Raw genomic sequence first — 12,872 nt, 5'->3', positions numbered from 1 at the left:
CAAAGCTCCTTGCAAAGAAGAGGGAAGAACTCGCCGGTTCCGTCGCTATGAACTCTTGCGCACGCGCAGGTACCACTCGCAGAGCAGGCGCACCTGCTTGGCGGTGTAGCCCTTCTCGACCATGCGGGTCACGAAGTCCTCGTGCTTCTTCTGTTCGTCGGCACTGCTCTTCGTGTTGAAGCTGATGACGGGCAGCAGCTCTTCGGTGTTGGAGAACATCTTCTTCTCGATCACCGCGCGCAGCTTTTCGTAGCTGGTCCACGCCGGGTTGCGCCCCGCGTTGCCGGCCCGCGCGCGCAGCACGAAGTTGACGATCTCGTTGCGGAAGTCCTTCGGATTGCCGATGCCCGCGGGCCGCTCGATCTTTTCGAGCTCGCCGTTGAGCGAGGCGCGGTCGAAGACTTCGCCGGTGTCCACGTCGCGGAACTCCTGGTCCTGGATCCAGTAGTCGGCGTAGGTCACGTAGCGATCGAAGATGTTCTGGCCGTACTCGCTGTAGCTCTCGAGGTAGGCGGTCTGGATTTCCTTGCCGATGAACTCGGCGTAGCGCGGCGCCAGCAGCTCCTTGATGTAGCTGATGTACTTCTGCTCGACCTCGGGCGCGAACTGCTCGCGTTCGATCTGCTGCTCGAGCACGTACATCAGGTGCACCGGGTTCGCGGCCACCTCGGAGCTGTCGAAGTTGAACACCTTGGAGATGATCTTGAAGGCGAAGCGCGTGGAAACGCCGCTCATGCCCTCGTCGACGCCCGCGTAGTCGCGGTACTCCTGGATCGACTTGGCCTTGGGGTCGGTGTCCTTGAGGTTCTCGCCGTCGTAGACCTGCATCTTGCTGAAGGTGCTCGAGTTCTCGGGCTCCTTCAGGCGCGTGAGCACCGACAGCTGGGCCATCATGCGCAAGGTGCCGGGGGCGCACGGCGCCTTGGCCAGCGACGAGTTGCGCACCAGCTTCTCGTAGATCTTGATTTCTTCGGAGGCGCGCAGGCAGTAGGGCACCTTGACGATATAGATCCGGTCGAGGAAAGCCTCGTTGTTCTTGTTGTTGCGGAAGGCCTTCCACTCGCTCTCGTTGCTGTGCGCCAGCACGATGCCGTCGAAGGGGATGCGCCGAAGCCCTCGGTGCCCTTGAAGTTGCTTTCCTGGGTGGCCGTGAGCAGCGGGTGCAGCACCTTGATGGGCGCCTTGAACATTTCCACGAACTCCAGCAGCCCCTGGTTGGCCAGGCACAGGCCGCCGGAGTAGGCGTAGGCGTCCGGGTCGTCCTGGGCGTAGGTCTCCAGCTTGCGGATGTCGACCTTGCCGACCAGCGAGGAAATGTCCTGGTTGTTCTCGTCGCCGGGCTCGGTCTTGGCCACGGCGATCTGCCGCAGCACCGACGGGAAGCGCTTGACGACCTTGAACTGGCGGATGTCGCCGCCGTACTCCTCGAGCCGCTTGACGGCCCAGGGCGAGAGAATGCGGTTCAGGTAGCGGCGGGGGATGCCGTACTCTTTTTCAAGAATCTCGCCGTCTTCGGTCGTGTCGAACAGGCCGAGCGGGGATTCGTTCACTGGCGAGCCCTGGATCGCATAGAAGGGCACATGCTCCATGAGCTGCTTCAGGCGCTCGGCGATCGAGCTCTTGCCGCCGCCAACCGGGCCCAGCAGGTAAAGGATTTGCTTCTTTTCTTCCAGTCCCTGCGCGGCGTGGCGGAAATAGGACACCACCTGTTCTATGGCGTCTTCCATGCCATAGAACTCCTTGAACGCCGGATAGATCTTGATGACCTTGTTGGCGAAGATGCGCGAAAGCGGGGGTCGTTGCGCGTATCGACCAGTTCGGGCTCGCCAATGGCCTTGAGCATGCGCTCGGAGGCCGTGGCATACGCCGTGGGATCGCGCTTGCAGATGTCCAGGTAGTCCTGCAGCGAGATGACTTCCTCGCGGGTGCGCTCGTAGCGGGCGGCAAAGTTGCTGATCACATCCATGGTCACGCCTCCATCAAGTCGGTGGGCTTTTGGCCCGATGGCGTGCAGCAAAGGCCTTGTGCAACATTTGAAGGTGTGCCTGCCCTTGGCTGCATGCCGCGGAAAACTCCCTTACAACAATCTGCTAACAATCAGCATAAAGCAAAGATTGAACCCGGCAAATCATTTGTTAATTCAGAACCACAACGGCAAGTAAAGTTCCTCGGAAAAAACGGAACTAGTATTCGGATTTCAGCTAAATTCAAAGGCTCGCTTTCGCAATTCTCTCCGGGTGAAAACACCTATGACGAATGGCCATCGTCCGTTTTTGCGTTTCCTCCGGGAAAGCATCGCCTATTGAGCCCCGGGGCTCAATAAAACGGGCGTCTCCCTTCAATAACGCACGGCCTGCCGTTTGGTTTATTGCACATTCAAAAAAAAATATAAAAGCAATCCTCGCGCCACTTTTTTGATGGGCGCTTGGCGCATGTGGACGTGGGATGGAAGCGTGGGCGCGGGTCGGCGCGATCCGCGAAGGTGCGGCAAGCACCGCTGCGGTGCTCGAAACAGGGCTCAGGGGCTTGTGCGCACCAGTTCGAAGAGCCCGGCGTGCAGGACGGTCATGAAGTGACCGGTGCTGAAGGTGAAGTTTTCACCCGCAAGCGTAGTCCCCGGTGTTACATGGCAGACGAAGAAGCGGTTCGCGGACCCGCACTGCAGCTGCACGGCCTCGGGATCCAGGCCGTTGAACAAGCCTTGCACGTCTTTGGTGCTCATGGGTTCGATGTCCCGCGACACCTCGCCCGACCTGACCACCCAACCTTTGTCCGTCTTGCGAATGGAAAGGGGAGGCGGCGTGTGCGCGCCGCGCCCGTCATCAGCTGAAGAATTCCTTCGCCTTGTCGAACCAGCCCTTGTCGGTCGGGCTGTGCTTCTCGCCGCCCTTCTTGAGGGACTCGTCGAGTTCCTTGAGCACCTTGCGCTGGTGCTCCGTGAGCTTCACCGGGGTCTCGACGCGCACGTGGCAGTACAGGTCGCCCGGGTAGCTCGAGTTCACGCCCTTGATGCCCTTGCCGCGCAGGCGGAACTGCTTGCCGCTTTGCGTGCCTTCGGGAATGTCGATGGCCGCCGCGCCCTTGAGCGTGGGCACGTTGATCTCGCCGCCCAGTGCTGCCGTGGTCATGCTCACGGGCACCACGCAGTGCAGGTTGTCGCCGTCGCGCTCGAAGATCTCGTGCTTCTTGAGCCGGATCTCGATGTACAGGTCGCCCGGCGGGCCGCCGTTGACGCCGGGCTCGCCGCTGCCGGTGACGCGCATGCGCTGGCCGTCGTCGATGCCGGCGCGGATCTTCACCTCGAGCGTCTTGTTGCGCTTGATCTTGCCGTGGCCGTGGCACGCGGTGCAGGGCTCGGGAATGATCTTGCCGCTGCCGTGGCAGGTCGGGCAGGTCTGCTGCACGCTGAAGAAGCCCTGGCGCATCTGCACCGCGCCCGCGCCGTGGCAGGTGGTGCAGGTGATGGGCTTGGTGCCGGGCTTCGCGCCCGAGCCGTGGCAGGTGTCGCACTCGTCCCACGAGGGAATGCGGATCTCCGTGGTCTTGCCTTCGGCGGCTTCCTCGAGCGTGAGCTCCATGGCGAAGATCTGGTCGGCGCCGCGGAACACCTGGCGTCCGCTGCTCGTGCGGCCGCGCCCGCCGCCGCCGAACACGTCGCCGAAGATGTCGCCGAACGCTTCAGCGAAACCGCCGAAGCCTTCCGCGCCCGGGCCACCGCGCATGTTGGGATCGACGCCGGCATGGCCGTACTGGTCGTAGGCCGCGCGCTTCTGTCCGTCGGACAGCATTTCGTAGGCTTCCTTCACCTCCTTGAACTTGGCCTCGGCGTCCTTGCTGGTGTCGCCGTGGTTGCGGTCGGGATGGTGCTTCATCGCGAGCTTGCGATAAGCCTTCTTGATTTCTTCCTCGCTCGCGTTCTTGGGGACGCCGAGGGTTTCGTAATAGTCGCGTTTGGTGGCCATGGCAGGTCGATCGGAAGATCAGCAGTAACTCGGTAACTTTGAAGCGAGAAAGGCTGGAGCACCCCTGCGGGTGTTCCAGCCTTGCAGAAGGTGCTGAGGATCAGCCCTTCTTGACTTCCTTGACTTCGGCGTCGACCACGTTGTCGTCGGCCTGCGCATGCGCGCTGGCTTCCGCGCCGGCGGGGCCCGATGCGGCTGAGGCGCCGGCGGCGGCCTGCGATTCGGCATACATCTTCTCGCCGAGCTTCTGGCTCGCGGTCATCAGCGTGTTGGTCTTTTCCTCGATCGCGGCCTTGTCTTCACCCTTGAGGGCTTCTTCGACGTCCTTGATCGCGGCTTCGATCGCATCCTTCTCGGCGGCTTCCAGGCTCGCGCCGTGCTCGCCCAGCGACTTCTTCACGCTGTGCACCATGGCTTCGCCCTGGTTGCGGGCCTGCACGATCTCGAGCTTCTTCTTGTCGTCTTCTGCGTTGAGCTCGGCGTCCTTCACCATCTTCTGGATCTCGTCTTCCGACAGGCCCGAGTTCGCCTTGATGGTGATCTTGTTTTCCTTGCCCGTGCCCTTGTCCTTCGCGCCGACGTGCAGGATGCCGTTGGCGTCGATGTCGAAGCTCACTTCGATCTGCGGCGTGCCGCGCGCTGCCGGCGGAATGCCTTCGAGGTTGAACTCGCCCAGCGCCTTGTTGCCCGCCGCGATGTCGCGTTCGCCCTGGAACACCTTGATCGTCACGGCCGGCTGGTTGTCCTCGGCGGTCGAGAAGGTCTGCGCGAACTTCGTCGGGATCGTGGTGTTCTTCGTGATCATCTTGGTCATCACGCCGCCCATCGTCTCGATGCCCAGCGACAGCGGGGTCACGTCGAGCAGCAGCACGTCCTTGCGGTCACCCGAGAGCACCTGGCCCTGGATGGCGGCGCCCACGGCCACGGCTTCGTCGGGGTTCACGTCCTTGCGCGGTTCCTTGCCGAAGAAGGCCTTCACCTTTTCCTGCACCTTGGGCATGCGGGTCATGCCGCCGACCAGGATCACGTCGTTGATGTCGTTCACGCTGATGCCGGCGTCCTTGATGGCCAGGCGGCAAGGTGCGATGGTGCGCTCGACCAGCTCGTCGACCAGGCTTTCCAGCTTGGCGCGGGTGAGCTTGATGTTCAGGTGCTTCGGACCGGTGGCATCGGCCGTGATGTAGGGCAGGTTGATGTCGGTCTGCGCGCTGTTCGACAGTTCGATCTTGGCCTTTTCAGCGGCTTCCTTCAGGCGCTGCAGGGCCAGCACGTCCTTGCTCAGGTCGACGCCTTGTTCCTTCTTGAACTCGGCAATGATGTAGTCGATGATGCGCTGGTCGAAGTCTTCGCCGCCCAGGAAGGTGTCGCCGTTGGTCGACAGCACTTCGAACTGCTTCTCGCCGTCGACGTCGGCGATCTCGATGATCGACACGTCGAAGGTACCGCCGCCCAGGTCATACACGGCGATCTTGCGGTCGGCCTTGTCCTGCTTGTCCAGGCCGAAGGCCAGGGCAGCAGCGGTGGGTTCGTTGATGATGCGCTTGACGTCCAGGCCCGCGATGCGGCCGGCGTCCTTGGTGGCCTGGCGCTGTGCGTCGTTGAAGTAGGCCGGCACCGTGATCACGGCTTCGGTCACGGTTTCGCGAGGTAGTCTTCGGCGGTCTTCTTCATCTTGCGCAGGATGTCGGCGCTGACCTGTTGCGGGGCCATCTTCTTGCCGCGCACTTCCACCCATGCGTCGCCGTTGTCGGCCTTGGCGATGGTGTAGGGCATCAGGTCGATGTCCTTCTGGACTTCCTTTTCCTCGAACTTGCGGCCGATCAGGCGCTTGATCGCGTACAGCGTGTTCTTGGGGTTGGTGACGGCCTGGCGCTTGGCCGAGGCACCGACCAGCACTTCACCGTCTTCCTGGTACGCGACGATCGACGGCGTGGTGCGCGCACCTTCCGAGTTCTCGATCACACGCGTGGTGTTGCCTTCCATGATCGACACGCACGAGTTGGTGGTGCCGAGGTCGATGCCGATGATCTTTGCCATGTTCTTTACTCCTGAAAGCCTGAAAAATATGTTGTTATGAACTTGTGGATAACCCGTCGCGATTCAAGGTATGAAGCGTGGATTTCCTGTGGGAATCTTGTGTGCCGATGCGTGCCGCGGGTGGCTTACTTCGGCGCGCTGACCGTGACCAGCGCTGGGCGCAGCACGCGCTCGTTGATGGTGTAGCCCTTCTGCAGCACGCTCACCACGGTGTTCGGTTCCTGGTCGGCGGGCACCACCGAGATGGCCTGGTGCTGGTGCGGGTCGAACTTGGCGCCGGGGGCCGGGGCCACTTCGATCACCTTGTTGCGCTCGAGCGCGCTCTTGAGCTGGCGCAGCGTGGCTTCGGCGCCTTCGCGGATCTGCTCCGGCGTGGCGTCCTTGATGGCCAGGCCGGCTTCGAGGCTGTCGGTCACCGGCAGCAGGCTTTCGGCGAATGCCTCGACGGCGAACTTGCGGGCCTTGGTGATCTCGTCGTCGGCGCGGCGGCGGGCGTTCTGCACGTCGGCCTGGGCGCGCAGGTACTGGTCGGCCAGTTCGGCGTTCCTGGTCTGCAGGGCAGCGAGCTCGCCTTGCGCCACGGCCAGGGCGTCGAGCGCCTCGGCTTCATTGGCGGCTTGCGCGGCCTCCAGTTCTTCGGGGCTTGGCTCGCCTTGCAGCATTTGGGAATTCTGTGCGGATTGTTGCGGGTCAGACATTTTTCAAAGAACCGGCTGGAACCGGTAAACAAACGATAGTCGGGCAGGTGGGGCTGCCCAGGACCATTTCAAGCGAAAAAATGCGGCAAAAAGGGCCGCTCAGGCATGAAAAAGGCCCGAAACCGGGCCTTGGAGCCTGTGTGCCGAACGCTCAGTGCGCGTCGAGCAGCTCGACGTCGAACTTCAGCGTGGCGTTCGGGGGGATCACGCCGCCGGCGCCGCGGGCGCCATAGCCCAGCGATGCGGGGATGATCAGCGTGCGCTTGCCGCCGATCTTCATGCCGGCCACGCCTTCGTCCCAGCCCTTGATGACCTGGCCGGCGCCCAGCGAGAACGCGAACGGGTCGTTGCGGTCGCGGCTGGAGTCGAACTTGGCGCCTTGCACGCCGTCGTTGTAGAGCCAGCCGGTGTAGTGCACGTGCACGTGCTGGCCGGCCTTGGCTTCAGAGCCGGTGCCGACTTCGGTGTCTTCGTATTGCAGGCCGGAGGGGGTGGTAGGCATGGGAAACGCTCCTTGCGTCGATGTGAGAAGAATGGATCGAAGGCGCGGAGTTTACCGAGGCCGGGCGCACCGGCCTTGTCGTCGATCAGCCGTGGTGGCTGTCGTCGGCCGGCGGTGCGGCTGTGGGAACAGGCGCCGCCGCCGGGGCGGGCGCCGTTGTAGCGGGCGTCGCCGCCGGGGTTGCGGGCGATGCGGGCGAGGTCGCCGGCGCGGCGACGGGCGCTGCGGCCACCGGCGCCGCCGCCTTCCTGGCCTGCCCCAGCTGCCACTTGCCGGCGAAGGCCTGCAGGTCGGACAGCCGCTTGAGCAGGTCCTGCCCGCTGAGCGTGAGGCTGTAGCCGTCGCTGCCGTGGCCGACGATGCCGGCCTCGCGCAGTTCCTTGATGCGGGTGTTGAGCGTGTTGGGAGTGATGCCGCCCACGCTGTCCTGCAGGAGCCGGAAGGTCTGGGCATGGCCGTCGCGCAGGGCCCAGAGCACGCGCAGTGCATAACGGGCTTCGAGCAGGGCGAGCAGCTGGCTGACGGCTGCGTTTTCCTTGGTACTCATCGACTTCATCTCCTCGAAGCTGGGCGAGCCATCGACCTGTGGGGCAGGGGCGATGCACGCTTTCTTTTGTGTGTGGTTATGAACCGTTTCGTTGGCCGACGACTATAGCGCAAAGGAATGTGATGCTACTAGTTTTATAGCTGTGCAGGCATGCAGCATGCGGGTTGTGAGACAAAGGCTCACAAATTGGAATAATTGGCCATGCTTCGCCCAGCCGGATCGCGCGGGTCGGCGACCACTCGGGGTTGAAGGCCAGCGCGGGTGCCGGGAACAGCATGACCACCGTCGAGCCCAGCAAGAAACGGCCCATCTCGTCGCCCTTGCGGATGTCGATCTGCTGGTCGTTGTAGCTCCACTCGCGCAGTTCGCCCACGCGCGGCGGGTTGACCACGCCGTGCCACACCGTGGCCATGCTGCCCACGATGGTGGCGCCCACCAGCACCAGCACGAAGGGCCCGTGCGGCGACTCGAACACGCACACCACGCGCTCGTTGCGCGCGAACAGCCCGGGCACGCCGCGCGCCGTGGTCGGGTTCACCGAGAACAGGTCGCCCGGCACGTGGATCATGCGCACCAGCCGCCCGTCGCAGGGCATGTGGATGCGGTGGTAGTCCTTCGGGCTCAGGTACAGCGTGGCGAAGCTGCCGTGCGCGAACTTGGCGGCCAGCGCGGCGTCGCCGCCGACCAGCGCGGTGGTGCTGTAGTTGTGGCCCTTGGCCTGGAAGATCTGGTCGCCCTGGATGGCGCCGAACTGGCTGATCGCGCCGTCCACCGGACACACCAGGTCGGCCGGCGCGAGCGGCCGCATGCCGGGCTTGAGCGCGCGCGTGAAGAACTGGTTGAAGCTCTTGTAGTGCGCGATGTCCGACTCCAGCGCCTCGCCCATGTCCACGCCGTACTTGGCCACGAAGCGCCGGATGATCCACGTCGTGACGGCCCCGCGTTCCTTGCCCGCGACCCAGCCGGCGAAATTGGTCAGGGCCTGCTTGGGGAACAGGTATTGGGGCAGTACAGCGGAGCGGTCGGACACGTGGTGGGGGCCTGGAATGCGGATCGGAGGGGCATTCTATAAAGGGCTTCCCGAGGGAGGCCTAGGAAGCTTCCCTCGGTTTTGCCGGCCCATGCGCGGGCTCGCGGCCCTTCGTGCTACTTCAGGCTAGTCGGCCTTGATGCCCGCCGCCTTGATCACCTGCGCCCACTTCTCGACTTCGGCCTTCTGGAAGGCCGCGATCTGCGTGGTGCTCAGGTCGGCCGGCTCCATGCCGAAGCCCTTGAGCTTGTCCTGCATCTCGGGCGTGGCCAGGATCTTGCGGATCTCGGTGTGCAGGCGGTCGACCACCGGCGCCGGCGTGGCGGCCGGCACGAAGATCGCCTGCCACGACACCACCTCGAAGTCCTTCAGGCCCGGCAGTCCCGACTCGGCCACCGTCGGCACATCGGGCATCGAGGCCAGCCGCTTGGCCGACGTGACCGCAATGGCGCGCAGCTTGCCGCTCTGGATGTGCGGGCCGGCCACCACCGTGGTGTCGAACATCATGTCGACCTGCCCGCCAATCGCGTCCTGGATCGCCGGGCCGCTGCCCTTGTACGGAATGTGCGTGAACTTCACGCCCGACTTGTAGGCCATCAGCTCCAGCGCCAGGTGCTGCGAGGTGCCCGTGCCCGCCGAGGCCGACGACAGCCCGCCCGACTTGGCCTTGCTCGCCTCGAGGATGTCCTTGAGCGTCTTGTAGGGGCTGTTCTGGCTCACCACCAGCACCACGGGGTTGGTGCCGATCAGCGTCACCGGCGCGAACGACTTGATCGGGTCGTAGCCGATCTTCGGATACAGGCTCACGTTGATCGCGTGCGAGCTGATGGTGCCGCCCACCAGCGTGAAGCCGTCGGGCGCCGCGCGCGCGCCGACCTCCGAGCCCACGCTGCCGCCGGCGCCGCCCTTGTTGTCGATGATCACGCTCGTGCCCAGCACCGGCCCGAGCTTCTGCCCGATCAGCCGGCCCAGCACGTCGGTCGTGCCGCCCGCGGGAAAGGGCACGAGGTAGGTGATGGCCTTGCCCGTGGGCCAGGTGTTGCTGCTCTGCGCGAAGGCAGGCAGGCCCACGGCGGCCACCGACGAGGCGATGGCGGTCTTGATCAATGTGCGGCGTTGCATGGCGATGTCTCCTTGTTGTTGATGAGTGCCCCTCAGGGCAGGTCGACGATCTCGACCCAGTTCGGGTTGCGGCCCACGTCCAGGTGCTGCGGCGCGCCCAGCGCACCGGTCTGGCCGTCGATCGCGTAGAGCGAGATGCCGTTCGACGCCTGGCCCGCCGCAATGAGAAAGCGGCCTGTCGAATCGATGGCGAAGCCGCGCGGCTCTTTCTCCGTCGGCGTGTGCTCCAGCGGTTGCAGCCGGCCCGTGGCCGCGTCGACCCGGAAGGTCGACAGCGTGCTCGAGTTGCGTTCCGACGCGAACAGGAAGCGCCCGTCCGGCGTCAGGTGCAGGTCGGCCGCCCAGGGTTTGCCGGTGAAGCCGGCGGGCAAGGTCGTGGTGCTCTGCTCGAGCTTGAGCGTGCCGCGCGCCGCGTCCCATGCGAACACATGCAGCGCCGCGTCGAGTTCGTCGAGCAGGTACACGTGCTGCTGCTTGGCGTCCCACACGAAGTGGCGTGGGCCCGATTGCGTCGACGCCTTCGTGAGCGGCGGGTCGTTGGGCGACAGCAGGCCCTTGTCGACGTCGAAGCGCCAGCTCGAGATGTTGTCGCCGCCCAGGCTGGTGGCGAGCACGAAGCGGTTGGCGGCATCGGCATGGATCGCGTGCGCGTTCGGCCCGGTCTGCACCAGCTGCTGGATCGCGCCGACCGTGCCGTCCTTCGCGATGGCGTTGACCGAGATCTTGCCGCCCTGGTAGGACGCCGCGAACAGCCAGCGCCCGGTGGCGTCGAGGTCGATGTTGGCCATGCTGTCGGCCAGCGGCGCCTCGCCGAGCTTCCTCAGCTGGCCCGTGGCCGCGTCGATCGACAGCGTTGCGACGCGAAACGGCTGCGAACGCAGCGCCGCGTACAGCAGCCGCTTGTCCTTGCTCACCACCATCGGCATCACCATGCCGCCGACGTTGAGCGTTTGCACCGGCGCCAGCGCGCCCTTCGCGCGGTCGAGCGACAGCACCGAGATCTCCTGGCTGTCCGCGTTCGACACATACACCCAGGTGGCGGCGCCGGCGTGAGCCGCGCCCAGCAGCAATGCCGAGGCCAGGGCCCGGCACAGGATCGTCTTCATGGCGGCGCCGCTCAGGGCTTGATGTCCAGCTTGGTGATCAGCGCCTTGAAGTACGCGTTGTCCTTGGCCAGCGTTTCCTTGAAGGCGGCGCCGTCGGTGTAGACGTAGCCCAGGTTCTGCTTGTCCATCACTTCGCGCAGCAGCGGTTCCTTGGCGGTCTTGGCGGCAATGTCGCGCAGCTTGGCCATCACTTCGGGCGGCGTATTCCTGGGCGCGCCGAGGCCGCGCCAGGTGCCGATCGAGATGTCGATGCCGCGCTCCTTGGCGGTCGGCACCTTGTCGAAGGCGGCAAGGCGCTTGTCGGCCATCACCATCAGCATCTTGAGCTTGCCGGCCTGCACGTAGGTCGACACCTCGGCCGGGCTCACGGCCACCGCGTCGACGTGGCCGCCCAGCAGCGCCAGCACGGCCGGGCCCGCGCCCTGGAACGGGATGTGGTTGAACTTGGTGCCGGTCTTGTCTTCGAGCGCCGAGGCCGCCAGGTGCCAGATCGAGCCCGTGCCCGAATTGCCCACGCCCATCTCGCCCGGCTTCTTCTTGGCCGCGGCCAGGAATTCTTCGATCGTGTTGTAGGGCGAGTCGGCCTTCACCGTGATGGCGGCCGGGTCGGCGTTGAGCTGGGCGATCGGCTGGAAGTCGTCGTAGTTGAACTTGGCCAGGCCCAGGTGCGGCAGCGTGAGCAGCTCGACCGTGAGCACCGCGAGCTTGTAGCCGTCGGGCCGCGAGTGGATCACCTCGTTCCAGCCGATGGCGCCGCCCGCGCCGGGGCGGTTCACGATCACCATGCTCTCGGACATGTGCTTGCGGCTCGCGTCGGCAAAGGCGCGGGCCAGCGCGTCGGTGCCGCCGCCGGGCTGGTAGGGCACGATCAGCTCGACCGTGTGGTTCGGGTAGTCGTTGCCGGCGGCTTGCGCGGCGGGTGCCGCAATGCCGAATGCGGCGCAGGCCGCGCCCGAGAGCAGCGCGAGCTTGCGCAGGAATTTCGTCGTCATCTGTCTTGTCTCCGTTGTAGATATTGGTCTTGAAAAAACAAGGGCGCGGTCAAGGCATGTACTGCCCCCCGTTCACCTCGATCACCTGCCCCGTGACATAGCCCGAGAGCTGTTCCGAGGCCAGATACAGGAAGGCGCCCACGCATTCCTCGGGCTCGCCGATGCGGCCCATGGGAATGCTGGCGCGGAAGTTCTCAAGCATCGCGGGCGTCGAGAAGCGGTCTTGAAACGGCGTCTGGATCACGCCCGGCGCCACCGCGTTCACGCGGATGCGGTCGCCCACCAGCTCCTTGGCGAGCCCGTGTGTCGCCGTGCTCACGAAGCCCTTGGAGCCCGCGTACAGGTACGCGGCAGGGCCGCCGCCCGTGCGCGCCGCCACCGAGGTCACGTTGATGATGTTGCCGCCGCCTTGCGTGCGCATCAGCGGCACCACCTCGCGGCAGAAGGCCAGCACCGAGCGCGCGTTGATGTGCATCACCTCGTCGAACAGCGCGTCGTCGAACTCGGCGATGGGCACGCGCTTGACCAGGCTGCCCGCGTTGTTCACCAGCACGTCGATGCGGCCGAACTCGCCCATGGTCTGCTTCACGCAGTCGCGAATGGCGGCCGTGTCGCGCACGTCGGCCTGGACGGCCACCGCCGCGCCGCCGGCCGCGCGAATGGTCTCGACCACGTCATGCGCCGCGGCCGCCGAGCTGTTGTAGTGCACCGCCACGCGCATGCCGCGCGCCGCGAACGCAATGGCCACCGCCGCGCCGATGCCGGTGCTGGCGCCGGTGACGAGCGCGGTCTTGTCCTTGAGGTCTTCCATGGGTCTTGCTCCGGGTGAGGGTTGTTCAGGTGACCGGCGCCGGGTTGAACAGCACCAGCGCGTTG

The 12,872-nt window shown here is 65.1% G+C and carries 8 protein-coding genes and 4 pseudogenes; all 12 read right to left on the bottom strand.

Annotated elements, in window-relative coordinates; all coding sequences use genetic code 11:
- Positions 1-45 precede the first annotated feature (45 nt).
- The 12 genes and pseudogenes from BMG07_RS17865 to BMG07_RS17810 all read right to left on the bottom strand — a co-directional run bounded on the left by BMG07_RS17865 (position 46) and on the right by BMG07_RS17810 (position 12,807).
- Positions 46-1,966, bottom strand: a pseudogene (locus BMG07_RS17865) (PrkA family serine protein kinase).
- A 552-nt stretch (positions 1,967-2,518) separates the two neighbouring features.
- On the bottom strand, positions 2,519-2,722 hold the full coding sequence (locus BMG07_RS17860; RefSeq protein ID WP_198085689.1) for a hypothetical protein: 204 nt from the start codon (positions 2,720-2,722) through the stop codon (positions 2,519-2,521).
- Between the two features lie 100 nt (positions 2,723-2,822).
- Positions 2,823-3,962, bottom strand: coding sequence for a molecular chaperone DnaJ (gene dnaJ / locus BMG07_RS17855; RefSeq protein WP_198085688.1), 1,140 nt, complete (start codon positions 3,960-3,962; stop codon positions 2,823-2,825).
- Positions 3,963-4,062: 100 nt separating this feature from the next.
- Positions 4,063-5,999: pseudogene (gene dnaK / locus BMG07_RS17850) on the bottom strand (molecular chaperone DnaK).
- A 125-nt stretch (positions 6,000-6,124) separates the two neighbouring features.
- Positions 6,125-6,697, bottom strand: coding sequence for a nucleotide exchange factor GrpE (gene grpE / locus BMG07_RS17845; protein WP_198085687.1), 573 nt, complete (start codon positions 6,695-6,697; stop codon positions 6,125-6,127).
- 151 nt (positions 6,698-6,848) lie between these two features.
- The gene (locus BMG07_RS17840; protein WP_198085686.1) at positions 6,849-7,199 is read right to left on the bottom strand and encodes an FKBP-type peptidyl-prolyl cis-trans isomerase; all 351 of its coding nucleotides are present in this window, start codon (positions 7,197-7,199) and stop codon (positions 6,849-6,851) included.
- Between the two features lie 244 nt (positions 7,200-7,443).
- Positions 7,444-7,746, bottom strand: a pseudogene (locus BMG07_RS17835) (winged helix-turn-helix transcriptional regulator); the annotation flags it as partial.
- Positions 7,747-7,925: 179 nt separating this feature from the next.
- Positions 7,926-8,776: pseudogene (gene asd, locus BMG07_RS17830) on the bottom strand (archaetidylserine decarboxylase).
- Between the two features lie 126 nt (positions 8,777-8,902).
- Positions 8,903-9,898: a tripartite tricarboxylate transporter substrate binding protein gene (locus BMG07_RS17825; RefSeq protein ID WP_198085684.1), complete on the bottom strand. Its 996-nt coding sequence runs from the start codon at positions 9,896-9,898 to the stop codon at positions 8,903-8,905.
- A 32-nt stretch (positions 9,899-9,930) separates the two neighbouring features.
- Complete coding sequence (locus tag BMG07_RS17820) at positions 9,931-11,004, bottom strand: beta-propeller fold lactonase family protein (RefSeq protein ID WP_198085683.1); 1,074 nt, start codon at positions 11,002-11,004, stop codon at positions 9,931-9,933.
- An 11-nt stretch (positions 11,005-11,015) separates the two neighbouring features.
- Positions 11,016-11,996 (bottom strand): tripartite tricarboxylate transporter substrate binding protein, encoded by a 981-nt coding sequence (locus BMG07_RS17815; protein ID WP_198085682.1) that lies wholly within the window; start codon positions 11,994-11,996, stop codon positions 11,016-11,018.
- Between the two features lie 49 nt (positions 11,997-12,045).
- A complete protein-coding gene (locus BMG07_RS17810) occupies positions 12,046-12,807 on the bottom strand; it encodes an SDR family NAD(P)-dependent oxidoreductase (RefSeq protein ID WP_198085681.1) in 762 nt (253 codons plus the stop codon).
- Positions 12,808-12,872: the final 65 nt, after the last annotated feature.

It is taken from the genome of Variovorax sp. E3 (assembly GCF_016082275.1).
Classification (GTDB): Bacteria; Pseudomonadota; Gammaproteobacteria; order Burkholderiales; family Burkholderiaceae_C; genus Variovorax.
The sequence above is the reverse complement of the archived record's forward strand: the minus strand, read 5'-3'. Positions and strand labels throughout refer to the sequence as shown.